This window comes from Phytohabitans sp. LZ39, assembly GCF_059359075.1.
In genome coordinates this window covers 61294-85353 of sequence record NZ_JCADBM010000018.1, presented here as the reverse complement: position 1 = coordinate 85353, position 24060 = coordinate 61294, and the positions used below count along the sequence as shown (strand labels likewise).

Sequence of the window (24060 nt, the reverse complement as noted above, 5' to 3'; positions counted from 1 at the left end):
GTCACACATCATGGGTGCTGTTACAAGTCGTGCACCTAGTAGATGGGTGGTTACCCGTGAACAGGCTCAGGCTGGCGTTGTTGATCTTCGCCGCGTTCATCATCTCGATCGACTTCAACATCGTGTACGTCGCGTTGCCCGACATCGGGCACGAACTCGGGTTCACCGCGCAGTCGCTCCAGTGGGTGATCAGCGCGTACGCCGTCGGCTTCGGCGGGCTCCTGCTGCTCGGCGGGCGAGCGGTCGACCGGCTCGGCGCCCGGCGGATGTTCATGCTGGGCATGGGGGTCTTCGGGCTCGCCTCGCTGGCCGGCGGCCTGGCGGGCGACCCGGGCGTGCTGGTGGCTGCCCGAGTGGTGCAGGGCATGGGTGGCGCGCTGCTCTTCCCGGCCACGCTCGCCCTGATCAACAACACATTCGCGGCCGGCCCCGCGCGCAACCGGGCGCTGAGCCTGTGGGGCGTCGCCGGCAGCACCGGCGCCGTGGCCGGCCCGATGGCCGGCGGAGTGATCACCAACTTCCTCGGCTGGGAGTGGGTGTTCTTCGTCAACGCGCCGCTCACGGTGGCCGCGATCGCCGCCGCGCTGCGCGTGCTGGCGCCGGACGCGCGTGGCTACGCGTGGGGTGGCTTCGACCTGCCCGGCGCGCTGGTCGCCACCGCCGGGTCGACGCTGGTGGTCTTCGGGCTGGCCAGCGGGCCGGACGCGGGCTGGGGCTCGGCGCGCGGTGCGGGTGCGCTGGCGCTCGGTGCGCTGCTGCTGGGCGCGTTCGTGCTGATCGAGCGGGCCGCCCGCGACCCGTTGGCCCCGCCGCGCCTCTTCGGCGTACGCAGCCTGGTCACGATGATGGCGTTGATCTTCGTGCTCATGGGCACGATCAACACGCTGCACTACCTCTTCTACATGGACGTGCAGGAGGTGCTCGGGTACAGCGCGCTCGGCGCCGGCCTGGCGTTCCTGCCGATGAGCGTCATGTCGATCCTGGGCGCCGCCAAGCTGCTCCCGGTGCTGCTCAGCCGCCTCGGCATGCGCGGTGCCCTGTTCACCGGCGTCCTGGGCGCGGGCCTGTCGATGGCGGCGGTCGCCGCGGGCATGTCGGCGGGCGGGTCGTACTGGCGACTGCTCCCCGGGATCGTGTTCCTCGGGCTGTTCGCCGGCATGGTGTACCCGATGGTCTTCCTCGCCAGCGGCACGGACGTCGCCGCCGCCGAGCAGGGTGTCGCGTCGGCGCTGGTCTCCACGTCGCAGCAGGTCGGCGGCGCGGTGGGCCTGGCCGCGCTGGTGGCGGTCGCGAACGCCGGCCTCGACGTGGGCGAGGGCGCGGCGCCCGCCGCCGACCTGGTGGCCGGACTGCGTACCGCCGGCTGGGTGGCCGCGGTGGTGACCGTCGCGGGCGCGTTCCTCGTCCTGCGCCTCAAGCGGGCTGAGCGGCGCGAACTCGATCCGGTGGCCGCGGAATTGTCGGTCGGGCCACTACCGTGAAGGCGTGCGCTTTGTGGATCTCGTGGCCACCTCGGCGGCGGTCTCGGCGACGTCCAGCCGAAAGGCCAAGGTCGAGCTGCTCGCCGACGCCCTGCGCCGGCTGGAGCCGGAGGAGATCGTGCCCGGGTCGGCATACCTGGCGGGGGAGCTGCGCCAGCGCCAGACCGGCGTCGGCTGGGCCACCCTCCGGGAGGCGCCACCACCCGCTGCCGAGCCCACCCTGACCGTGGCCGCCGTCGACCTGGCGATCGAGGAGATCTCCAAGGTCGGCGGCGCCGGCTCGCAGGCCCGCCGCCGGGAGCTGGTCGGGGCGCTCTTCGCCGCGGCCACCGCCGACGAGCAGCGCCACCTCATCGGCCTGTTCGGCGGCGAGCTGCGGCAGGGCGCCCAGGCCGGGCTGCTGGTCGACGCCATCGCCCGAGCCGGCGAGGTGCCGGTGACGCTGGTCCGGCGGGCGCTGCTGCTGGCCGGTGACCTCAAGGAGGTGGCCGCGGCGGCGCTGACCGGCGGAGCGGCGGCGCTCGCGGAGTTCACGCTGCGGGTGGGCCGCCCGCTCGCCCCGATGCTGGCGCAGAGCGCGGCCTCGATCGACGACGCGCTCGCCGCCACCGGTGTGCCCGCGGTGGTCGACGTCAAGCTCGACGGCATCCGCATCCAGGTGCACCGCTCGGGCGACGAGGTCGGTGTCTTCACCCGCAGCCTCGACGACATCACGCCCCGGCTGCCCGAGGTGGTCGCGGCCGTGCGCGCGTTGCCGGTCCGCGAGCTCGTGCTCGACGGCGAGGCGATGGCCCTGGACGCGGCGGGGCGGCCGCGCCCGTTCCAGGAGACGGCCAGCCGCGCGGCCACTCGGGGCGCGCCGGTCACCGCGCTCACGCCGTACTTCTTCGATCTCCTCCACCTCGACGGCGTCGACCTGCTCGACGCGCCTGGACGGGAGCGGTGGGCCGCGCTCGCCGAGGCGGTGCCGGCGCCGCTGCTGGTCGGCCGCACCGCGGTCACCACGCCGGCCGAAGCGGCGGACGCCTTCGCGGCGGCACTCGCCGCGGGCCAGGAGGGCGTCGTCGTCAAGTCGCCCGACGCGGCGTACGACGTGGGGCGCCGCGGCGCGGCCTGGGTCAAGGTCAAGCCGCGACACACCCTCGATCTGGTGGTGCTGGCCGTCGAGTGGGGACACGGGCGGCGCAAGGGCTGGCTGTCCAATCTGCACCTCGGCGCGCGCGATCCGCGGACCGGCGGGTTCGTGATGTTGGGCAAGACCTTCAAAGGCCTCACCGACGAGCTCTTGCGGTGGCAGACTGAACGCTTCCTGGAGTTGGCGGTCGATAAAGGTGACTGGGTGGTGACCGTGCGGCCGGAGCAGGTGGTCGAGGTCGCGTTCGACGGCGTGCAGGCGAGCCCGCGATACCCGGGCGGGGTGGCGCTTCGCTTCGCGCGCGTCTTGCGCTACCGCGACGACAAGACGGCGGCGGAGGCGGACACCATCGACGCTGTGCGGTCGATCCACACCGGGATGTGAAAGTTCCACACGAGCGGCGTTGCCCCCTATGCTGGCCCGTAGCGTGCCGGGTTTTTGTCCTGAAAGGTGGGTGAACGGGGGCGCCGATGGTGACCGCCGAGCGGCTCGCCCAGCACTGGGCCCGCGCGATCGCGTGGACGAGCTTCGTGTCGATGACGACCGGCGAGCTGGCCGTTCACCTGGCGGGTCCGGCAGCTCGCCTTCTCGACGCGCTCGTCGCCGACAAGCCCGACCCGAGCCCCGCGCACGAGGTCGGTGCCGGGCTGGTGGCCGCCCACTTCACCCAGCCCGCCTCGCTCGACCGCACGCTCGTGGTGCTCGACGACCAGCTCGGCGCGTACGCCGAGTCGATCGGCAAGGGCTCCCGCCTCGGCCTGCTGCTGGGCGCGCTCGCCGCCGGATACGCCGAGGCGCTGCGCGAGCGGACGCTCAGCGAGCAGGAGGACATCTACGCCGCCGCGCTGGCCGCCCGGATCGAGGCCGAGGAGGCCCGGCTGGCCAGCGAGGCGCGCTTCCAGGCGGTCTTCGCCGAGGCCGCGATCGGCATCGGCATCGCCGCGCTGGACGGCCGGCTGCTGGAGGTCAACAGGGCGCTGTGCGCGATGTTCGGGTACCGGCGGGACCAGTTTCTCGCCCTCCCGGCCGGCGCGTTCCTGCCACCGGGCGGGCTACGCGACCGCGACCACTACCGCACCGAGCGGCCCTACCGGCGGGCGGACGGCGGCCGGATCTGGACCGACCTGGTGGTCTCGCTGATCCGGGGGCGGGACGGCACGCCGCTGTACGCGGTGGCCATGGTCGAAGACGTCACCGAGCGCCGCTCGCTCCAGCAGCAGCTGCGCCACCAGGCCATGCACGACCCGCTCACCGACCTGCCCAACCGCACGCTCTTCTTCGAACGGCTGACCGGCGCCCTGATCACCCCGGAGCCCGAGGCCCGGGTCGGCATCTGCTACCTCGACCTCGACGGCTTCAAGGCGATCAACGACACGCTCGGGCACGACGCCGGCGACGAGCTGATCCGCACGGTGGCCAGCCGGCTCGCCGCGCGGCTCACCCCGAGCGGCCACCTCGTGGCCCGGATGGGCGGCGACGAGTTCGTCGTGCTCGTCGCACAGGCCAAGGACACCGCCGACGTCGTACGGGTGGCCGAGCTCGCCCTCGACGCGGTACGCGCGCCGGTGCACCTCGGCGGCCACGTGCTCAACGTCTCGGCCAGCGTGGGCGTGGTCGACCGGCCGGTCGAGGGCACCGACGCGGCCGAGCTGATGAAGGCCGCCGACACCACGCTCTACTGGGCCAAGGCCGACGGGCGGGACCGGTGGGCGATCTTCGACGCCGACCGGCACGCCTCCGATGTCAGCCGCTACCGGCTCTCCGGCCAACTGCCCGAGGCACTCGCCCGGCGCGAGTTTTTTGTGGAGTACCAGCCGCTGGTGCGCCTCGACGACGCCGTCGTGGTCGGCACCGAGGCGCTGGTGCGGTGGCGCCATCCGGAGCTCGGGGTGCTCGGTCCCAACCGCTTCATCGAGCTGGCCGAGGAGACCGGCGCGATCGCTCCGCTGGGGCAGTGGGTGCTCACCGAGGCATGCCACCAGGCCCGCGCGTGGCGGGATGGGCACCCGGGGCGGCCGCTGCTGATGAGCGTCAACATCGCGGTGCGCCAGGTGCGTGACGAGGGCTTCGTCGACGCGGTCAAGGAGGCGCTCGCCGAGACCGGCCTCGAGCCCGAGGCACTCCAGCTGGAGGTGACCGAGAGCTCGGTGATGGGCAGCGCCGGCCAGCCGCTGCGCACCCTCCACGCGCTCGCCGAGATGGGCGTGCGGATCGCGATCGACGACTTCGGCACCGGCTACTCCAACCTTGCGTACCTGCGCGACCTGCCGGTACACGCGCTCAAGCTGGCCGGGCGCTTCATGGCGGGGCTGCGCGCGCCGGGCGGTCCCGACCAGACCGACCAGGAGATCCTTTCCGCCCTGATCCGCCTGGCCCACAAGCTCAAGCTGACCGTGACCGCCGAAGGCGTGGAGACGGCGGCCCAGGCCGCGGCCCTGCGCAAGCTCGGCTGCGACATGGCGCAAGGCTGGCACTACGGCCGCGCCGTCTCACCCGACGAGGTCGCGCTGGGCGATCTTCATCCAACGACATAGCGCGAAATCACGCTCGGTCGCGACTTCCGGAGGTGACCCTTGCCGGCGAGGGGGTTGGGCTTGTCGCGCGGGGCTGGCAGCGGAGGTCGGGGATCTCGGCTCGCTCTGCGAGCCGCCGGCCTGCGCGGTCTCCGGCGGGAGCGGTGGTCCGGAGCTGACGCGGACCCGGGAAATCCCTAGAGGGCTTCCTCAGGGTGAGGGCTCGTGCCCGGAAGGTCTCTACAGGGCGGCCAGCGAGCGGACGTAGTTGACCTGGTTGTGGATCTGTTGCACCTGCTCCTGGGTGGTGACCGGGATGCGGGCGACGTACTGCCGCGGGCCGTTGGTCACCGTCACCTGCACGATGCCTTTGTAGACGGTCTGCTTGACCAGCAGGAAGAGCAGGCTGAAGAAGGCCAGCACGCAGAAGCCCAGCACCGCGGCCACGATCGCCCAGGTGGGCGTCTTCTGCTCGGTCTGCCAGAAGTCGGAGACCTGCCAGCTCGACTCGGCCAGCGGGATCTCGCCGGCCGGTGTGCGCACGGCCGTGGGGGTCACCGCGATCTCCCCGATCAGGGCGACGACCGGGTCGCTCATGCGGTCGCCAGCTCCGCGCGGTCGACCGGCTCCGCCTTCGGGTGTGCCTCGCGGTAGACGGTCCAGCCGAAGCCGGCCACCGCGAGGGCCGCGAAGAGCCACCACTGGAGCACGTACCCGGCGTTCTGCCAGGAGTTTTCGTGCTGGATGGTGACCTCGGTGAAGCCGTCGGCGGGTTTTTCGCTCAGCACGTACGCGCCGTAGACGGGGTAGGGCAGCTCCTCGGCCAGCCGCGCCACGCCGATCCGGCGCGTCTCGATCTTGCCCTCGCGGCGGGTCACCGAGTCGGGCCGGCTCTCGCTCAGGTGCACCCGGCCGACCACGGTCACCTCGCCGGTGGGCGCGGCCGGCACCTTCGGCATGGCGACCGCGCCGCCGGGTGCGGGCGGCACCCAGCCCCGGTCGACCAGGACCGTCGGACCGTCGGTGCGGACCAGCGGGGTGACCACCTCGAAGCCCACCGATCCGTCGACCGTGCGGCCACGGACGAGGATCTCGTTGGCCGTGTCGTACTGGCCGGTGACAGTCACCCGCGTCCATGCCGCGGGCACCTCCTCCGGCAGCGCGATCGGCGCGACCCGTGACGACTCGTCGATCCGTTCGTTGGTCGCACTGCGCTGCTGGTACCGGTGCAGCTGCCAGTTGCCGAGCAGCACCATGACGACGGCCGCCACGCCGATGAGGGCGGCAAAGCCCAGCCAGCGGGGGGTCAAGAGGAACCGGTACACAGCACGAGGCTACTCGTGTGATCTCAGGCACTACTCTGGTCCCGGCCGATTGTGGTTCCGGCCCCACCGTTGGTGGTCGCGGGCCGTTTGGGGGAGGAGACGTCGATGACCGCTGTGCCGCGCGTCGTGGTGAGCGCGCCATCGTCCGGACACGGCAAGACCGCCGTGGCCGTGGGCCTCCTCGCGGCGCTGGCCGGCCGGGGCATGCGCGCCGCCGGCTTCAAGATCGGACCGGACCACACCGACGCCGCGTACCTTGGCCTCGCCGCCGGCCGGCCCGGCCGCAACCTCGACCCCCGGCTGGTCGGCCCGGCGCGGGTCGCCCCGCTCTTCGCACACGGTGCGAGCGGCGCCGACATCGCGGTGGTCGAGGGCACGATGGGCCTCTTCGACAGCCTCACCGGCCGCGCCGACTCGCACTCCACGGCCGGCGTCGCCGCCACCCTGCGCGCACCGGTCATCCTCGTGGTCGACGTCGGCGCGATGGGCCAGTCGGTCGCCGCGCTGGTGCACGGCTTCCGGGCGTACGACGAGGTGCTGTGGCTCGGTGGCGTGATCCTCAACCGGGTCGCCTCCGACCGACACGAGCAGCTGCTGCGCGAGGCGCTCGACGACATCGGCGTGCCCGTCTTCGGTGCGCTGCGCCGCCGCGACCTGCCCGCCGCCCTCCCGTCCCGGCACGACGGCGTGGTGCCGGTGGTGCATCGGAATGTCGAGGCGGCCCGCGGCGTGCGGCGGCTGGGCGAGGGCATCACCGGCGCGGTCGACCTCGACCGGCTCGTCGCGCTCGCCCGCTCCGCGCCCCAGCTCGGCGTCGAGCCGTGGACCGCGCGTGGGGAGAGCCCCGCCGTCGCGGTCGGGCGCCGTCCGGTCGTCGCCCTCGCCGGCGGTCCGCAGATGTCCTACTCGTACGCGGAGACGGCCGAGCTGCTCACCGCCGCCCGCGCACACGTCGTGCTGGTCGACCCGCTGCGCGACGAGCACCTCCCCGAGGGCACGGACGCGCTGGTGGTCGGCGGTGGCCTGCCCGAGTCGTACGCGGAGGAGCTTTCCGCCAACCGCCGCCTGTGTACGGAGGTCGCCGCCCTCGCCCAAGCCGGCCGCCCGGTGATCGCCGAGGGGGCGGGCGTGCTGTGGCTGGCCCGTGAGTTCGACGGCCGGCCGATGTGTGGGGTCGTCGAGGCCACCGGCATGAGCACCGACCAGATCGTCGTCGGCTACCGCGAGGCGACCGCCCGCGCGTCCACCCCGGTCGCCCAGCTCGGCGCCCGCATGGTCGGCTACAAGCAGCACCGCGGCGTGCTCAACCCGCGCGCCGGCCAGACCCCCGCCTGGACCTGGGGTGGCAGCACACCGGAGGGCTTCGTGTGGCGCCGCGTGCACGCCTCCCAGCTCATGCTCCACTGGGCCGGCGCGCCCGAGATCGCCCACCGGCTCGTGGCGGCCGCCGCGCCGGCGGAGGTCGCTCCCGCCGTGCCGGCTCCGGTCACGGACACGGCCGAGCTGCCCGCGCAGCCTGGCCCGGCGGCCGCGCCCGACGCTCAACCTTCGGTCAGCCCGAGTGGTGAGGTTCAATCGTGACTGGACACGTCGCGGTGCGGCGGTTTCCGTCGCTGACCGTGTCGACCCCGCGCGTACTCGTGCGCCCCGTCGAGGTCACCGACGCGAAGACGGTCACCGAGGTCTTCGTCGACAAGCAGACCCAGCGGTGGTTGCCGTTCCCGCGCGAGTTCGGGCAGATCGAGGGCGTCGCGTGGTGCTCCGAGAGCGCCCAGGAGCGGCGCGACAGCGGTGCCGGCGACCACTACGCGGTGGTGCGGCGCGAAGACGAGCGGCTCGTCGGTTGCCTGTGGACCAAGCGCACCGACTGGGTCGCGAAGGTCACCGAGGTGTCGTACGCGATCGCGCCCGACACGCGCGGCTTCGGGGTCGCCGCCGAGGCGGTCGACGCGCTCGCGATCGCGTTGCTGCTGGAGCACGGGTTTCAGCGGATCGAGCTGCGCGTGGCCCCGGGCAACACGGCGTCGCGGCGGGTCGCGGAGAAGGCCGGCTTCACGTACGAGGGGCTGCTCCGCAACGCCGGCCACGTACACAGTGGACGGGTCGACCTGGAGGTCTGGTCGCTCGTCAAGGCAGACCTCGGCTCGTAGTCACCCGGCCGGGAGGACGTCGACGACCTCGCCGACGACGACGATCGCGGGTGGGCGGAAGCCCGCCTCGGCCGTCTCCGCCGCGACCTCCGACAACACCGTGCGGAGCACCCGCTGCGCCCCTGTCGTGCCCTCCTGGACGACCGCGGCCGGGGTCTCCGGCGCGCGGCCGTGAGCGAGCAGCGTGGCGGCGATCTTCGGCAGGTTCTTGAGGCCCATCAGCACCACCAGCGTGCCCCGCATCCGGGCCAGCGCCGGCCAGTCCACAAGGGAGGACGGGTCCGACGGGGCGACGTGCCCGCTCACCACCGTGAACTCGTGCGCCACCCCGCGGTGCGTCACCGGGATGCCGGCCACGGCCGGTGCGGCCACCGAGCTCGTCACGCCGGGCACCACGGTGACCGGCACGCCGGCCTGGGCGCAGGCGATCGCCTCCTCGCCGCCGCGGCCGAAGACGTACGGGTCCCCGCCCTTGAGGCGGACCACCATGAGGCCGGCTGCGGCGCGTTCGACGAGGATGCGGTTGATCTCCTCCTGTGCTTTGGCCGGGCCGTACGGGATCTTCGAGGCGTCCACCAGCTCCACCTCGGGCCGCAGTTCGTCGAGGAGCAGGCCGGGCACGAGCCGGTCGGCGACGACAACGTCCGCCTCGGCCAGCAGGCGCCGGCCCTTGACCGTGATCAGCTCGGGGTCGCCGGGTCCGGCGCCGACGAGTACGACCCGGCCGCCGCCGAGCACCTCGCGCGCGGGGGCGTCGGAGAGGCCGGCGGGCGTCGCGCAGCCGGGCAGCGTGCCGTCCAGCAGGCCCTCGCGGATCGCGTCGCGGATCACCACGGCGCGGGGCGGGTCGCCGCCGGCGGTGACGGCGACGGTGACCGCGCCGTGCCGGGTGGTGGCGGGCGTCCAGGCGGTGGCCGCGTGCCGGTCGTCCGCGCGCACGCAGAAGACCCGCCGCTCCAGCGCCGCCGCGCTCACCGCCGCCGCGGCGGCCCGGTCGTCGACGGCCACCTGTACCAGCCAGGCACCGTCCACATCGGAGGCTTGGAAGCGTCGCTCGCTCCACCGCACCCGGCCGGCGTCGACGAGCGCGCGCAGCGCCGGGGTCAGGTGCGGGCTGACCACCTCGACCCGCGCGCCCGCGTCGAGCAGCGCGGGCACCCGCCGGGTGGCGACCGCGCCGCCGCCGACGACGAGCACGCGGCGTCCCTGGAGGAGCAGGGCGAGTGGGTACGGACTCGTCACTTTTCGGACACTCCCGCGGAGTCGAACGTCGCCACCTCGTGCAGCACCCGCACCGCGCTCGCCACGATCGGCACGGCGAGCACCGCGCCGGTGCCTTCGCCGAGGCGCAGGCCGAGGTCGATGAGCGGCTCGAGGTCGAGGTGGGCCAGTGCCACCGTCGCGCCCGGCTCGGCCGAGCGGTGGCCGGCCACCATCGCGCCGACCGCGTCGGGGGCCAGCGCCGCCGCCGCGAGCGCGGCCGAGACCGCGATCACCCCGTCCAGGATCACGGGTACCCGGCGGGAGGCGCCGCCCAGGATGAAGCCGGCGATGGCCGCGTGTTCCAGCCCGCCGACCGCCGCCAGCACGCCCACCGGGTCGGCCGGGTCGGGCTTGTGCGTCTCGAGCGCGGCGCGGACGACGGCCACCTTCCGGGCGTACCGGTAGTCGTCGATGCCCGTGCCCCGCCCGGTGACAGCGTCGGCGCTCGCACCGGTGAACGCCGCGATCAGCGCCGCGGCGGGCGTCGTGTTGGCGATGCCCATGTCGCCGGTGACCAGCGCCCGCGCGCCCTCGTCCACGAGCCTGAACGCGACCCGTGCGCCGGTCTCCAGCGCGGCCGACACTTCGTCGCGGGTGAGCGCCGCCTGCGCGGTCATGTCTCGCGTGCCGGCGCGCACCTTGGCGGCGACGAGGCCGGGCCCCTCACCGAGCTCGTCGAGCACGCCGACGTCGACGACCGTCACCGAGGCGCCGATCTGCCGGGCGAACGCGTTGACCACCGCGCCGCCGGACAGGAAGTTGGCCACCATCTGGCCGGTCACCTCCTGCGGCCAGGGTGTCACCCCTTGGGCGTGTACGCCGTGGTCGCCCGCGAAGATCGCCACCGCGGCCGGCTCGGGCAGTGGGGGCGGGCACTCACCGGCCAGCCCGGCCAGGCGCACGGAGAGCTCTTCCAGCGCGCCGAGCGAGCCCGCCGGCTTGGTGAGCCGCGCGTGCAGGGCGCGTGCTGCCTCCATCGCCCCTTGGTCCAGGGGAGAAATGCCCTCGATCATCACGCCTCCAGTGTCTTCCGCAGGGCCGAGACGAAACCATCGGTGATCGCAGTGTCCCGTACCGCGATCCGTAGCCAGTCGGCGCCCAGCCCGGGAAAAGTGTCGCCGCGCCGCACCGCGTACCCCAAGTCCCGGAGGGCCAGCCGGACACGGCCGCCATCGGGCACGTGGACGAGGACGAACGACGACGCCGGCCGCCCTTGGACGGTGACGCCGGGCAGACCGCCCAGCGCGGCCACCAGGTGGTCGCGATCGGCGGCGAGCGTGCTGGCGATCTCCCGCTCGGCCGCGACAGCGGCCGGGCTCGCACATGCGGCGGCCGCGGCCAGCGCGGGCGTGGAGACGGCCCACAGCGGCTGTACGGCGGCGAGCCGCGCCAGCAGGTCGGCCGGCCCGAGCAGGTAGCCGATCCGTAGCCCGGCCAGCCCCCACGTCTTGGTGAGGCTGCGTACGACGACGAGCCCGGGCAGGTCGCGGCGGCCGGCCAGCGACTCGGCCTCGCCGCTGGTGTCCGCGAACGCCTCGTCCACCACCAGCACCCGCCCCGGGCGGGCGAGGGCGGCCACCGCCTGCACGGGGTGAAGTACCGAGGTCGGGTTGGTGGGGTTGCCGACGAAGACGAGGTCGGCGTCGTCCGGCACGAGCGCCGGGTCGAGCGCGAAGCCGGATCCCTCCGGAAGGAGCACCCGAGTCACCTCGTGGCCGGCGTGCCGCAGCGCCGCCTCCGGCTCGGTGAACTGCGGGTGTACCACCACCGGCCGCCGCACCCCGCGCAGCGCCTGGGCCAGCAGCACGAAGCCCTGCGCGGCACCGGCGGTGAGCAGCACCTCGTCCACCGGGCGGGTGTGGCGAGCGGCGACCGCCGCGGTGGCCGGGGCCGGATCGGGGTACGCGGCGAGGTCGGCGAGCGAGGCCGCGATCGGCTCGGCCAGCCACGGCGGCATCGGCGCCCGGCGCACGTTGACCGCGAGATCGACCAAGCCCGAGCCGACTTCGAGGTCGCCGTGAAACCCGAGATCCATACCGTCCAGGATGAAGGAGCGATCGCCGATCCCGGCGCGCGGCATGTTTTGCGTCTTTAGATCATGTCTTGACGGGCTTTGTCCTACCTTTGGGTAGTGATGAAGCGCGTACTCTCCGCAACCAGTCGGATGGCACCCCTCGTCCGCGCCGGACTCATCGCCGGGGTGCTCGTGGCCGCCGTCGCCTACCCCATCGCCGCCGCGGGTGGCATCGGGGCCAAGGCTGCCGCCGATTTCGTCGGCGACATGCCCTCGGTCCTGGACGTGACCCCACCGGCGCAGACCACCTACGTGTACGCGGCGGACGGCAAGACGCTGATCACGATGTTCTACGAGGAGCATCGTAAGTTCACACCGATCAGCCAGATGTCGGTGAACATCCGGCGGGCCATCGTCGCCTCCGAGGACTCCCGCTTCTACCAGCACAACGGCGTGGACGCGAAGGGCATCGCCCGCGCCTTCGTCGCCAACCACCAGGGCGGCGAGGTGCAGCAGGGCGCGTCGACGCTGACGATGCAGTACGTGCGCATGGCGCTGCGGGACAGCGCGAAGACGCCCGTGGAGGTGCAGAAGGCCACCGAGCAGACCAGCGCCCGCAAGATCCGCGAGATGCGGCTGGCGGTCGAGCTGGAGAAGCAGGTCAGCAAGCAGCAGATCCTGGAGCGCTACCTCAACTCGGCGTACTTCGGGCACCGGGCGTACGGCATCTACGCCGCGGCCGAGGTCTTCTTCTCCAAGCGCCCCAAGGACCTCACGCTGGTCGAGGCGGCCACGCTCGCCGGCCTGGTCAAGGCGCCCACCGCGTACGACCCGGCGAGCCAGGACAAGCGCGCGGCCACCGAGCGGCGCAACTACGTGATCGACCGGATGGTGGCGCTCCAGTACGCGACGCCGGCCGAGGCCGAGAAGGCCAAGGCGACCCCGATCAAGCTCAACCTCACCACGCCGGCGAACGACTGCGTCTCCGTCACCGACAAGCACAACGACTGGGGCTTCTTCTGCGACTACTTCAAGACCTGGTGGAACGAGCAGAAGGCGTTCGGCAGCAGCGCGCAGGAGCGGGAGGACCGGCTGCGCCGCGGCGGGTACAAGATCGTGACGACGCTCGACCCGAAGATCCAGCGCGGCGCGCAGTCGAACGTGCTGGAGAAGGAGGGCAAGACCAGCCGCTTCGCGCTCGGCCTCGTGGCCATCCAGCCCGGCACCGGCCAGGTCAAGGCGATGGCGGTCAACCGCACGTACTCGCTCGACCAGAAGCACAACGGCGCGCACTCCGACCCCAGCAAGAGCGGCAAGATCCCGGGCAACTACCCGAACACGGTGAACCCGCTGCTCGGCGGCGGTGACATGCCGGGGTACCAGGCGGGTTCGACGTTCAAGATGTTCGTCATGCTCGCCGCGCTCGACGCCGGCATGCCGATGTCGACGTCCTTCCACGCGCCGCACCGGTATGTCTCGCAGTACCTGGCCGGCGAGGGCGAGCCGAGCAGCTGCGGCGGCCGCTGGTGCCCGTCGAACGCCTCCGGCGCCATGACCGGCCGCCAGAACATGTGGACCGGCTTCGGCAAGTCGGTGAACACCTACTTCGTCCAGCTCGAACAGAAGGTGGGCGCGGACAAGGCGGTGCGTATGGCCGAGCGGCTGGGCCTGCGGTGGCGCACCGACATCGACAAGCTCCAGGCCTCGCCGGCGAAGGCGCGCGGCTGGGGCGCGTTCACGCTCGGCGTCTCCGACGTGACCCCGCTGGAGATGGCGAACGCGTACGCGACCGTCGCCGCCGACGGCAAGTACTGCGAGGCACTGCCCGTGCTGTCGGTCATCGGGCCGGACGGGGCTCAGGCCGCGTACAAGGGCGTCGAGGTGGCCAAGCCCCGCTGCATGCAGGTGGTCAAGCCGGCGGCCGCCCGAGCCGCGGCGGACGCGGCCCGCTGCGTGACCGGCTTCGGCGCGGCGCGGGGCTCGTGCGGCGGCTGGTCGACCGCGCCCGGCGTGTACGGCATCGTGGGGCGCCCGGTGGCCGGCAAGACCGGTACGACCGACTCCACGCGCGCGGCCTGGTTCGTCGGCATGACGCCCGACCTGGCGGCCGCCTCGTTCATCGCCGACCCGGACTACCCGTTCAACGCGGTGGGCGACCACCAGTCGCTCAAGCCGATCAACTCGGTGGCGGAAACCCTGCGCGACGGTCTGAAGGGCAAACCCAAGCGCAACTTCACCCCACCACCGTCTTCCATCTTGCGCTGATTTCCGCACCGCGGTCGGCGCCGCCCGCTCCGGGTGGCGCTTCCGGGGCGTGGCACGTCATGCTGTCGTGGCGGCTGGCCCGGCGCGATCGGAAGGGACACACGCCAATGGCGACGATGACCGACGACGAATGGCGATCCTTCGTTACCGAGGGCACGCGGCTTGCCCACATAGCCCTCGCCCGCGCCGACGGGCGGCCCCACGTCACGCCGATCTGCTTCGTCCTCGATGGCGACGAGCTCGCCTTCGTCCTGTCGCCCGGGAGCGTCAAGAGCAAGAGCCTGGCCCGTGACCAGCGCGTCGCGGTCTGCGTCAGCGACGAGCGGCAACCCTACGGCTTCGTGACCTTGGAAGGACACGCGCGCACCTCCGCCGAGCCGGACCAGATCAAAGACATCGCCGTGGGCATCGCCGACCGCTACTACCCCTCGGCCCCCGCGGCGGACCTCGCTGAACAGTTCGTGCGGGGCGGCTTCACCGCGGTTCGCATCAGCATCACCAACGTCATCGCCCGATCCGGCCTCGGCTGACAGCGCCTCGCGTTACGAGCGGTCCAGGAGCAGGGCGCAGCGGATCAGGCCGAGGTGGCTGTAGGCCTGTGGATGGTTGCCTAGGCCGCGCTCGGCGATCGGGTCGTACTCCTCGGGCAGCAGGCCGGTCGGGCCCGCCGTGTCGAGCATCTGCGCGAAGAGCTCCTCGGCGTCGCCGCGGCGGCCGGTGCGCAGGTAGGCCTCGATCAGCCAGGCGGTGCAGACGTGGAAGCCGCCCTCGCGGCCGGGCAGGCCGTCGTCCCAGCGGTAGCGGTAGACGACCGGGCCGCTGCGGAGGTCCGCCTCGACCTTGAGCACCGTGGCGAGGAAGCGCGGGTCGTCGTCGGGCAGTAGGCCCGACAGGCCGATCCAGAGGCTGGAGGCGTCCATCTCCTCGTCGCCGTAGGCCACCGTGTACGCCCCGGCGCCGTCGTGCCAGCCGTACTCCAGCACGTTGTGGCCGATCCGGTCGCGCAGCTCCACCCACTCCGGCCGTTCACCGCCGCCGTGGTGGCGCAGCACGCGCAGCGCGCGGTCGACGGTCAGCCAGCACATGACCTTCGAGTACACGTGGTGCCGGGGCGGCAGCCGTGCCTCCCACAGGCCGTGGTCGGGCTCGTGCCAGCGCCGCTCGACTGCCTGCACCATCGCCTCGATGACGCGCCACTCCTCGGCGCGTACCGAGCCGCGGGTGTCGGCCACCGCCGCGATCAGGTCGACCACCGGGCCGAAGACGTCGAGCTGGAGCTGGTGGTTGGCGAGGTTGCCGACGCGTACCGGGCGGGAGCCGGCCCAGCCGGGCAGGGTGTCGATGACCGCCTCGGCGCCCAGCTCGTACCCCTCCACGGTGTACAGCGGGTGTAGCCGCTCGGGGTGGCCGCCGGTGCGCTCCACACACCCGTCCACCCAGCGCAGGAAACGTTCGGCCTCCGCCAGCGAGCCGAGGTCGACGAGCGCGCGCGCGGTCATCGCGGCGTCGCGCAGCCAGCAGTAGCGGTAGTCCCAGTTGCGTACGCCGCCGACCTCCTCCGGCAGCGAAGTGGTCGCCGCCGCGAGGATGCCGCCGGTCGCGTCGTTGCACATGCCGCGCAGCGTGAGCGCCGACCGCAGCACCAGGTCGCGGGCCACGCCCGGCAGGCGCAGCGCGGCCGCCCAGTCCCGCCACGGCCGCTCCGCCGCCGCCTGACGGTCGGGCAGGGGTACGCCGTGGTGGTCCAGGCTGTGCGACCCGAACCGCAGTTCGAGCGTCGCCTGCCCGCCCGCCGCGGTCAGGTCGACCACCGCCCGCGCGGTGTCGTAGCCGCCGTCGGTGGTCACGTCCCACTCGACGTCGGGGGAGTAGAGCGCGACGGGTTCGTTGGAGCCAAGCACGAGCAGCCCGTCGCCGAGGTGCTGGAGCCGCACCCCGACCTGCCCGAACTCCGGCCGCGGCGCGAACTCCAGCCGGGCACTCCCGTGGCCCTGGAGCACCCGCACGAGCGTGGACTCGCCGCCGTCGCTGGGTGCGGCCAGCCAGTCGGTGACGGTGAGCCCGGACCAGCGGGTCTCCACGGTCATCGTGCCCGACCTGTAGCGCTGGCCGAGCGGCATGCCGCCCCGCTCGGGCGCCACGGTGAAGTGCCCGGCGGCCGGTCCGCCGAGCAGGTCGGCGAAGAGCGCGGCGGAGTCGGCCCGGGGGTGGCACAGCCAGGTGAGCTTGGCGGCGGGCGTGAGGAGGGCGACGGTGCGGCCGTTGGCGAGCATGGAGTGGCGCTCGATCGGCACGGCCCGCTCGCCGAAGAGCCAGGTGCGGCGGATCTGGAGCAGGAGCCCGAGCACGCGCGCGGCCTCGATCGGCTCGGCCACGCGGTACGCGGCCCGCGTCTCGCCCGGCCCGATCTTGATGCCCACGTCGGGCCCGTGCAGCCGCTCGAACGCCCGCTCGTCGGTCACGCTGTCGCCGATCACCAGCGCCGCGCTCGCCGACATCTGGGTGCGCAGCTGGTCGATGGCGGCGCCCTTGTTGGTGGGGAGGACGGAGAGCTCCATCACCTGCTTGCCGTCGGTGACGGTCACCTCCGGCCAGGTGGCGGGACCCGCGCGGAGCGCGTCGAGGACCTGGGCGGCCACCTCCGGATCGGCCGCCCGCACGTGCACGGCCACGCTCGCGGGTTTCGCCTCGAGGCGTACCCCTGACTGGTTTTGGGTGATCTGGCGGACCGCGGTCTGGAGTCGCGTGCGGACCTCGACCAGCTCGGGCGCCAGGCGCTCGACGAACCCGATGTCGAACTCGGAACCGTGGCTGCCCACCAGGTGTACTTCGGAGGGCAGGCGGGAGAGCGCGGCCAGGTCACGCAAGGCGCGGCCGGACACCACGGCGACCGTGGTCTGCGGGAGCGCGGCCAGCGCACGCACGGCCGCCACGGACTCGGGCAGCGGCACCGCTCGCGTCGGATCGAGCACGATGGGCGCGAGCGTGCCGTCGTAGTCGCAGGCGATCAGCAGGTTGGGCACCCGCGCGATGCGGCCGACGGCGGCGCGCAGCTCCGGGTCGATCTCGCCGACGGTGCGTTGGTCAAGGTCGAGGACCATGACTCCTATGCTGCCTCTGGGACTCCCAACTCGTTGAGGAACGAGCGGGCCCAGTGCCCAACGTCATGCGTGCGCAGGTGTCGCTGCATCACCCGCATCCGCCGCCGGGCCTCGACCCCATCCACGTGTACGGCCCGCAAAAGCGCGTCTTTGACCCCCTCGGGGTCGTGCGGGTTGCACAGAAAGGCCTGCCGCAGCTCGGTGGCCGCACCGGCGAACTCACTGAGCACGAGCGCACCACCCGTATCGGCGCGGGAGGCGACGTACTCCTTGGCGACAAGGTTCATGCCGTCGCGCAGCGGGGTGACCATCATCACGTCGGCGGCGCAGTAGAGGGCGGCCAGCTCACTCCGGCTGTACGACTGGTGCAGATAGTGCACCGCCGGCACGCCCACCCGGCCGAACTCGCCGTTGATCCGCCCCACCTCGCGTTCGACCTTCACCCGGAGCGTCTGGTAGTGCTCCACCCGCTCGCGGCTCGGCGTGGCGACCTGCACCATGACCGCGTCGGGCACGTTCAGCCGGCCGTCGGCGAGGAGCTCGCGAAACGCCTTCAGCCGCCGCTCGATGCCCTTGGTGTAGTCGAGCCGGTCGACGCCCAGCACGACCGTCTTGGGGTCGCCCAGCTCGGCCCGGATCTGCTTGGCGCGGGCCTGCACGGACGGGTCGGCCGCCATCCGCTCCATCTCGGCCACGTCGATCGAGATCGGGAACGCGCCGGCCTTGACCCGCCGCCCGTCGACCTCGATGGTCTGCCCCTCGTAGCGGAGGCCGAGCAGGTGGCGCGCCAGCCGGACGAAGTTTTGCGCGGCCAGCCGCTGCTGGAACCCGACCAGGTCGGCGCCGAGCAGGCCGCGCAGCACCTCGGCGCGCAGCGGCATCTGCATGAAGAGCTCGATCGGCGGGAAGGGGATGTGCAGGAAGAACCCGATCCGCAGGTCGGGGCGGAGCTCGCGGAGCATGGCCGGCACGAGCTGGAGCTGGTAATCCTGCACCCAGACCGTCGCGCCCTCGGCCGCCACCTCCGCGGCCGCCTCGGCGAAGCGGGCGTTGACCACCCGGTAGGCCTCGCGCCAGCGCCGCTTGTAGACCGGCGTCTCCACGGCGTCGTGGTAGAGCGGCCAGATGGTCGCGTTGGACTGGCCCTCGTAGTAGCGCTCCAGCTCCTCGGCGCTCAGCGACACGGGGTGCAGCCGGATGCCCTCCAGGTCGAACGGCTCCGGGGCAGTGCCGACGCCGCCGGCCCAGCCCACCCATGTGCCCTTGTGCTGGGCGAGCACCGGGTGCAGCGCGGTGACCAGGCCACCAGGGCTGCGCCGCCAGCTGCGCCCCTCCGCCGTGGTCACCTCATCGACGGGCAGGCGGTTGGCGACAACGACGAACGAACTACGAACCGTCACGCTCCGTACACCTCCGGTGTCGACGGGTCCTCAGCAGAGACTACTTGCCTGGTATTTCCCCTCCGCGTCGCGGGAGCGGCAACATGAGAGGCTGGCCGGGTGCGTTGGCCTCCGAGTGCGCCGATCCAGCTGATCGTCACCGCCGTCCTGCTCGCCGTGATCGGGGCGAGTGTCGGCTTCATCCTCGGCCAGCGCTGATCGTTCGTCCTCGGCCGGCACTGATCGTTTGTCCTCGGCCAGGGCTGATCGGAATACGGATCCACGCTCGTAGGTTGCTCCTGGGTCGGGCCGATGCGTCAGACGCCTTACGCACCTGTCAGGATTGACGGTGGCGTTCGCCCGAGCAGAATGCATGATCCATTGGAGGTAGGCCGCACCGTGGCCCAGTTCATCTACGTCCTGGAAAAGGCGCGCAAGGCGCACGGCGACAAGGTCGTGCTCGACAACGTGACGCTGAGCTTCCTGCCCGGTGCCAAGATCGGTGTCGTCGGTCCCAACGGGGCCGGCAAGTCGAGCCTGCTCAAGATAATGGCGGGGCTCGACCGGCCCAGCAATGGCGAGGCGCGGCTGATGCCCGGCTACACCGTTGGCCTGCTCGCCCAGGAGCCGCCGCTCAACGACGCGAAGACCGTCCTCGGCAACATCGAGGAGGCGGTCGCGGAGACGAAGGCGAAGCTGGAGCGGTTCAACAAGATCGCCGAGCAGATGGCCACCGACTACTCCGACGAGCTGATGGAGGAGATGGGGCGGCTCCAGGAGGAGCTCGACCACGCCGACGCGTGGGATGTCGACTCCAAGCTGGAGCTGGCGATGGACGCCCTCCGCTGCCCGCCGCCGGAGGCCGACGTCACCCAGCTTTCCGGTGGTGAGCGCCGTCGTGTGGCGCTGTGCAAGCTGCTGCTCGAGGCGCCCGACCTGCTGCTGCTCGACGAGCCCACCAACCACCTCGACGCGGAGAGCGTGCAGTGGCTGGAGCAGCACCTGGCCAAGTACGCGGGCACCGTCCTGGCGATCACCCACGACCGGTACTTCCTGGACAACGTCGCCGGCTGGATCCTGGAGCTCGACCGCGGCCGCGCGATCGGGTACGAGGGCAACTACTCCACCTACCTGGAGAAGAAGGCCGCCCGGCTCGCGGTCGAGGGCCGCAAGGACGCCAAGCTCAAGAAGCGGCTCTCCGAGGAGCTGGAGTGGGTCCGCTCCAACGCCAAGGCCCGCCAGACCAAGTCGCGGGCGCGTCTCGAGCGCTACGACGAGATGGCCAACGAGGCGGAGAAGACCCGCAAGCTCGACTTCGAGGAGATCCAGATCCCGCCGGGCCCGCGCCTGGGCAACACCGTGATCGAGGTGCAGGGTCTGGTCAAGGGCTTCGGCGACCGGGTGCTGATCGACGACCTTTCCTTCTCCCTGCCGCGCAACGGCATCGTCGGCATCATCGGCCCGAACGGCGTCGGCAAGACCACGCTCTTCAAGACGATCGTCGGGATGGAGCAGCCGGACAAGGGCTCGGTGAAGGTCGGCGAGACGGTAAAGCTGTCCTACGTCGACCAAAACAGGGAAAGCCTCGACGGCGACAAGACGGTGTGGGAGCTGGTTTCCGACGGCCTCGACCACCTGATGGTGGGCAAGGTCGAGATGCCGTCCCGGGCGTACGTGGCGGCGTTCGGCTTCAAGGGGCCCGACCAGCAGAAGCCGACCAAGGTGCTGTCCGGCGGCGAGCGCAACAGGCTCAACCTCGCGATGACGCTGAAGATCGGCGGCAACGTGATCCTGCTCGACGAGCCGACCAACGACCTCGACGTCGAGACGCTCTCCAGCCTGGAAAACGCGCTGCTGGAGTTTCCCGGCTGCGCCGTGGTCATCTCCCACGACCGGATGTTCCTCGACCGGGTGGCCACGCACATCCTGGCCTGGGAGGGCGACGAGGAGGACCCCTCGAAGTGGTTCTGGTTCGAGGGCAACTTCGAGGCCTACGAGAAGAACAAGATCGACCGGCTGGGCGCCGAGGCGGCGCGGCCGCACCGGGTGACCTACCGCAAGCTCACACGTGACTGATCGGTTCGTCTACCACTGCCCCGTGCGATGGTCCGACATGGACGTGTACGGGCACGTGAACAACGCGCGTTTCCTCACCCTGTACGAGGAGGCCCGGGTGGCGATGATGTTCATCGGCGCCCGGGAGGCCGGCCTGACCTCGCTCGAAGAGGGCGTGATCATCGTCCGCCACGAGGTCGACTACCTGCGGCCGGTCGACTACGGCGACGCGGTGCGCATCGAGACGTGGATCGAGGAGATCCGGGCGGCCCGGTTCACGGTGGCGTACGAGCTCTTCGACGGTGAGGCCCTGGCCAGCCGCGCCCGCTCCGTCTGCGCGCCGTACGACCTGAGCGAGCAGCGCCCCCGCCGGCTCACGGAGGCCGAGCGGGCCTTCCTGAGCGGATATCGATGAAGCTCGGCGCACAGGACGCGGGGCCCTTCCTCGCCCGGCTGACCCGCCTCGACCCGGGCGCGGTCGTGCGGCTGAAGAGCGGCGGCGACCACGTCGCGCTCTGGGCGAGGCTGCCCTGGTCGGTGCTCGTCACCCGCACGGTCGCGGGCGCCGGGCCGGATGACGCCACGGTGTCCGCGGCCGACCTGCTCGCCGAGCTGGGCCGGGGCGGCGAGACGCTCCCGGCGCGGCGCGACCAGCAGTGGCGGTGGCCGCTGCCGCCGTCCGGCGCGCGGGCGGTCGAGACCGTGCCGGCCGCCGAGGTCTACCGCATCGCCGCCGCGGCCGCCGGGACGCTGCGCACGGCCAGCGCCGAGGGGGTCGGCGGACGCGCCGTGGGGCAGCGGGCACTGCGCGACGCGCTGCTCGATCATGTGGCCATCCTGGTCACCGACGGGGAGTCCCGGGTCGAGGTGCCGCAAAGGCTGATCCAGGCCGTCGTAAGGATGGGGTTTCTCGGCCGTTCGGCCCCGGCTGCTGGTGAAGTCGACCCCGTACAGATGGGCGAAGTGCGCGTACAAGCTACCGGCCGGTGGGTTGGCTTGGCGGCACCATACGGTGTGGCCTGGCTACTTCCCGTGAGTCAATTCGCGGTACGACCAGCCGCAGCTCATACGAACGGCTGATGCCGCATCATCTTTCTGGCTTGGTGGGGTCGTTGGGGGGGTGCCTGAAGCCGGCTGTCCGGGTACCGTCGTGCGTCGGGTCCAACGCAACGTAGGCGGCTGGATCCGCTGGGGAGTGAGGTGCACGAGCGATGCCGTGGTGGCAATGGCGCCCCGGTCACACCGGTGGCGGAAGGCTGGAGAGGCCAGGCGTGACCCAGGAGGCCACCGGGGAGGAGCCCGAGGCGCCGAGCCCGGCGAGCCCCGCGAGTGTCCCACGGCAGAGTCCCGGGCCGCGGCCCGCCGGCAAACGCACGACCCTGTCCGGCAAGGTGCGTGTCGGCGTCCCGGCCCAGCGCGAGGCCGGCCACGTGGCGGTGCCGTCTGATCTGTCCAGTATGGACGATGAGATGCCGGTGAAGGTCGCGCCCGTCACGCTGCGCCGCATCGGCGAGGCTCTCGACCTGCTCGACGTGCGCTACCTCGCCGATGGCGATGGCAGCCTGCTCGCCATGTGGGAGCGCCACGCGGTGCTCTTCACGCTGGAGGGCCCCGACGACGAGATCCTCGTGATGCGCGCTCGTCCACACTCGACAGTGCCGCCCGACTGGGCCGACCGGGCCTACCGCGTGGTCAACGAGTGGAACCATACGCGCCGCTTCTGCAAGGCCTACGTCGGCGACCCCACCGAGCGCGGCCAGCTGCCCATCTACGCCGAGCTCCAGGTGCCGCTGAGCGCCGGCGCGCACGACGCGCTGGTGGTCGAGCTGCTCGACTGCGGCGCGGCCGTGGCCACATCGTTCGTCGACTGGCTCCACGACGAGGGCGCCCTCCTCTAGCAAGATCGCAAGAGCAGACGCGGTGTCGGAGCCCGCACAGCGCGGACGGCCGCGCCCGGCCTCGCGAACCCCGGCTGGCGGTGGGTGTGCGCGCAGCCCTTTGCTGTGCTTCCCCAACAGCGGACGGGTGAGGCCGCGGGAGCAGCGGTCTGGACCACGGCGGACGTCGCGGTAGCTCAAATCTCTGTCTTTTGATCGTGGTTTCGGGGTCAGAGCGGGAACATGCCGATCCGGCCGTGGTATTCGTTGCCGAGGCGGTCGGTGTCGGAGCCGACCCAGAGGCCGTTCGCCGTGGCCAGGAAGGCGCGGACGCCCACGCCGCGGCTGCGGGTGGGGTTCCAGGGGAGGGCCTTGCCGGTTCGCGGGTCGATCGCGCCGATCCCCGGGCGTGAGACCGCGCCCGGACCGGCGGTCTTGTTGCCCTGCGGGTTGTCGAGCCACTGCTGGTGCCCGCCGACGTAGACCGCGCTGCCGGTCACCGCCACCGACAGCAGTGTGTTGCCGCCGGTGTGGTTGATCCACGCCGGGTTGTGCCGGCCCAGCCCCGCCACGTTGAAGCGTGCGGCCGTGTCGCACAGCCGGGTCGGGCCGCTGGCGTTGCCGGTGGTCACCACGACGAAGTAGGAGCCGTCGGGGGCGAAGTCGACGCCGCGCAGGTAGGTGTCGTACGCGGCGTCGCAGGTGTCGCGGAACGCGTCGGTGTACCAGTTGGCCGCGACCGCGCGCGGGCCGGCGACGTCGAGGAGCGCGAGCTGGACCCGGTCCTGGCCGGCGGCTCGGGCGAACGCGCCGGCGATGACCAGCCGGCGCCCGCCGGGCGCGAGGGCGAAGTCCTCGACGCGTACCCGCCGTTCCGCCGTGGCGGCGGTGAGCCCGGCGTCGAAGCCGGCGTCGACCGCGCCCGAGCCCGCGTCGAGGCGGGCGAGGCCGGCGCGGGGCACCCGGTTGACCGACGAGAACGTGCCGCCGGCGTAGAGCCACCGGCCGGACGCGGCAAGCGCCCGCACGTCGCCCCAGTTGACGTCGGCGGTGAAGCCGGCCACCCGGGCGCCGCTGGCCAGCGACAGGCGGGTCATGCCGCGCTGCGCGACGCCGTTCACGGTGCGGAAGGCGCCGCCGGCGTAGACGGTGCCGTCGGGGCCGGCCGCCAGCGCGTACACCGGGCCGTCGAGCCGGGGCGCGAAGCGGCGCACCACGCCGTCCGTCGCGCCGAACGCGAGGAGGTAGTCCCGCTGGTACTGGAAGCCGTCGTCGCTGGCCACGGCCGAGAATGTGCCGCCGACCACGACCGTGTCGCCCACCTGGACGATCGCGTGCACGGTGCCGTCGAGCACATGCGGTGTCCAGTCGACCGGGTCGGCGGAGACCACGGCCGGCTGGGCGACCTGCGCGACGGCGGGCACGACCCCGGCCACGGTAGCGGCGGCTACGGCGGCGACGGCGAAGAGACGGCGGCGCATGATCTGCCCAACGATCGAGCG

19 protein-coding genes are annotated in these 24060 nt (G+C 72.5%); 11 read left to right on the top strand and 8 right to left on the bottom strand.

Features of this window, described 5'->3' with window-relative positions:
• Positions 1–56: 56 nt before the first annotated feature.
• From AC5L36_RS30305 to AC5L36_RS30295, 3 genes are all read left to right on the top strand, one after another.
• Positions 57–1481, top strand: a complete 1425-nt coding sequence (locus AC5L36_RS30305; protein ID WP_441219804.1) for an MFS transporter — start codon at positions 57–59, stop codon at positions 1479–1481.
• 4 nt (positions 1482–1485) lie between these two features.
• Positions 1486–3000, top strand: a complete 1515-nt coding sequence (locus AC5L36_RS30300; protein ID WP_441219803.1) for an ATP-dependent DNA ligase — start codon at positions 1486–1488, stop codon at positions 2998–3000.
• A gap of 86 nt (positions 3001–3086) precedes the next feature.
• Entirely contained in the window at positions 3087–5150 is a 2064-nt protein-coding gene (locus tag AC5L36_RS30295) for a putative bifunctional diguanylate cyclase/phosphodiesterase (protein WP_441219802.1), read from the top strand.
• A gap of 219 nt (positions 5151–5369) precedes the next feature.
• On the opposite strand, the gene AC5L36_RS30290 is transcribed toward AC5L36_RS30295, so the two are convergent.
• A complete protein-coding gene (locus AC5L36_RS30290; RefSeq protein WP_441219801.1) occupies positions 5370–5726 on the bottom strand; it encodes a hypothetical protein in 357 nt (118 codons plus the stop codon).
• Positions 5723–6454: an SURF1 family cytochrome oxidase biogenesis protein gene (locus tag AC5L36_RS30285; protein ID WP_441219800.1), complete on the bottom strand. Its 732-nt coding sequence runs from the start codon at positions 6452–6454 to the stop codon at positions 5723–5725. Before AC5L36_RS30285 ends, AC5L36_RS30290 begins: the two co-directional genes overlap by 4 nt.
• Before the next feature lie 105 nt (positions 6455–6559).
• On the opposite strand from AC5L36_RS30285, the gene AC5L36_RS30280 reads away from it, so the two are divergent.
• Entirely contained in the window at positions 6560–8035 is a 1476-nt protein-coding gene (locus AC5L36_RS30280) for a cobyrinic acid a,c-diamide synthase CobB (RefSeq protein WP_441219799.1), read from the top strand.
• Positions 8032–8604 carry a GNAT family N-acetyltransferase gene (locus AC5L36_RS30275; protein ID WP_441219798.1) on the top strand — a complete coding sequence of 191 codons (573 nt, stop codon included), beginning with the start codon at positions 8032–8034 and terminating at the stop codon, positions 8602–8604. Before AC5L36_RS30280 ends, AC5L36_RS30275 begins: the two co-directional genes overlap by 4 nt.
• On the opposite strand, the gene cobA is transcribed toward AC5L36_RS30275, so the two are convergent.
• From cobA to cobC, 3 genes are read right to left on the bottom strand one after another with little or no spacing between them, the layout of a single operon-like run.
• Positions 8605–9846: a uroporphyrinogen-III C-methyltransferase gene (cobA, locus tag AC5L36_RS30270; RefSeq protein ID WP_441219797.1), complete on the bottom strand. Its 1242-nt coding sequence runs from the start codon at positions 9844–9846 to the stop codon at positions 8605–8607.
• Positions 9843–10880, bottom strand: coding sequence for a nicotinate-nucleotide--dimethylbenzimidazole phosphoribosyltransferase (cobT, locus tag AC5L36_RS30265; RefSeq protein WP_441219982.1), 1038 nt, complete (start codon positions 10878–10880; stop codon positions 9843–9845). Before cobT ends, cobA begins: the two co-directional genes overlap by 4 nt.
• Entirely contained in the window at positions 10880–11947 is a 1068-nt protein-coding gene (gene cobC, locus AC5L36_RS30260) for an Rv2231c family histidinol phosphate aminotransferase CobC (protein WP_441219796.1), read from the bottom strand. The genes cobT and cobC overlap by 1 nt, the downstream gene beginning before the upstream one ends.
• 51 nt (positions 11948–11998) lie before the next feature.
• Here cobC and AC5L36_RS30255 point away from each other — a divergent pair, with 51 nt between their 5' ends.
• Together AC5L36_RS30255 and AC5L36_RS30250 are read left to right on the top strand one after the other, a co-directional pair.
• Entirely contained in the window at positions 11999–14146 is a 2148-nt protein-coding gene (locus AC5L36_RS30255; protein WP_441219795.1) for a transglycosylase domain-containing protein, read from the top strand.
• Positions 14147–14253: 107 nt separating this feature from the next.
• Positions 14254–14676, top strand: coding sequence for a PPOX class F420-dependent oxidoreductase (locus AC5L36_RS30250; RefSeq protein ID WP_441219794.1), 423 nt, complete (start codon positions 14254–14256; stop codon positions 14674–14676).
• 12 nt (positions 14677–14688) lie between these two features.
• Here the strand turns inward: AC5L36_RS30250 and otsB are convergent, their stop codons facing one another.
• Together otsB and AC5L36_RS30240 are read right to left on the bottom strand one after the other, a co-directional pair.
• Entirely contained in the window at positions 14689–17247 is a 2559-nt protein-coding gene (gene otsB, locus AC5L36_RS30245; RefSeq protein WP_441219793.1) for a trehalose-phosphatase, read from the bottom strand.
• 5 nt (positions 17248–17252) lie between these two features.
• A complete protein-coding gene (locus AC5L36_RS30240) occupies positions 17253–18647 on the bottom strand; it encodes an alpha,alpha-trehalose-phosphate synthase (UDP-forming) (RefSeq protein ID WP_441219792.1) in 1395 nt (464 codons plus the stop codon).
• Positions 18648–19025: 378 nt separating this feature from the next.
• On the opposite strand from AC5L36_RS30240, the gene ettA reads away from it, so the two are divergent.
• The 4 genes from ettA (at position 19026) to AC5L36_RS30220 (ending at position 22579) form a co-directional block, all read left to right on the top strand.
• Positions 19026–20702, top strand: a complete 1677-nt coding sequence (gene ettA / locus AC5L36_RS30235) for an energy-dependent translational throttle protein EttA (RefSeq protein ID WP_441219981.1) — start codon at positions 19026–19028, stop codon at positions 20700–20702.
• Positions 20695–21096, top strand: a complete 402-nt coding sequence (locus tag AC5L36_RS30230) for an acyl-CoA thioesterase (RefSeq protein ID WP_441219791.1) — start codon at positions 20695–20697, stop codon at positions 21094–21096. Before ettA ends, AC5L36_RS30230 begins: the two co-directional genes overlap by 8 nt.
• The gene (locus tag AC5L36_RS30225; protein ID WP_441219790.1) at positions 21093–21761 is read left to right on the top strand and encodes a DUF8185 domain-containing protein; all 669 of its coding nucleotides are present in this window, start codon (positions 21093–21095) and stop codon (positions 21759–21761) included. The genes AC5L36_RS30230 and AC5L36_RS30225 overlap by 4 nt, the downstream gene beginning before the upstream one ends.
• 131 nt (positions 21762–21892) lie before the next feature.
• Positions 21893–22579 carry a type III secretion system chaperone family protein gene (locus AC5L36_RS30220; RefSeq protein WP_441219789.1) on the top strand — a complete coding sequence of 229 codons (687 nt, stop codon included), beginning with the start codon at positions 21893–21895 and terminating at the stop codon, positions 22577–22579.
• Between the two features lie 209 nt (positions 22580–22788).
• On the opposite strand, the gene AC5L36_RS30215 is transcribed toward AC5L36_RS30220, so the two are convergent.
• A complete protein-coding gene (locus AC5L36_RS30215) occupies positions 22789–24039 on the bottom strand; it encodes a PKD domain containing protein (RefSeq protein ID WP_441219788.1) in 1251 nt (416 codons plus the stop codon).
• Positions 24040–24060 lie beyond the last annotated feature (21 nt).

Bases quoted from the DNA above. Each gene is read 5' to 3' on its own strand.
- AC5L36_RS30295 (WP_441219802.1), top strand. From the start codon at position 3,087: ATGGTGACCGCCGAGCGGCTCGCCCAGCACTGGGCCCGCGCGATCGCG.
- AC5L36_RS30290 (WP_441219801.1), bottom strand. From the start codon at position 5,726: ATGAGCGACCCGGTCGTCGCCCTGATCGGGGAGATCGCGGTGACCCCC.
- AC5L36_RS30280 (WP_441219799.1), top strand. From the start codon at position 6,560: ATGACCGCTGTGCCGCGCGTCGTGGTGAGCGCGCCATCGTCCGGACAC.
- cobT (WP_441219982.1), bottom strand. From the start codon at position 10,880: ATGATCGAGGGCATTTCTCCCCTGGACCAAGGGGCGATGGAGGCAGCA.
- cobC (WP_441219796.1), bottom strand. From the start codon at position 11,947: ATGCCGCGCGCCGGGATCGGCGATCGCTCCTTCATCCTGGACGGTATG.
- AC5L36_RS30250 (WP_441219794.1), top strand. From the start codon at position 14,254: ATGGCGACGATGACCGACGACGAATGGCGATCCTTCGTTACCGAGGGC.
- otsB (WP_441219793.1), bottom strand. From the start codon at position 17,247: ATGGTCCTCGACCTTGACCAACGCACCGTCGGCGAGATCGACCCGGAG.
- AC5L36_RS30225 (WP_441219790.1), top strand. From the start codon at position 21,093: ATGAAGCTCGGCGCACAGGACGCGGGGCCCTTCCTCGCCCGGCTGACC.
- AC5L36_RS30220 (WP_441219789.1), top strand. From the start codon at position 21,893: ATGCCGTGGTGGCAATGGCGCCCCGGTCACACCGGTGGCGGAAGGCTG.
- AC5L36_RS30215 (WP_441219788.1), bottom strand. From the start codon at position 24,039: ATGCGCCGCCGTCTCTTCGCCGTCGCCGCCGTAGCCGCCGCTACCGTG.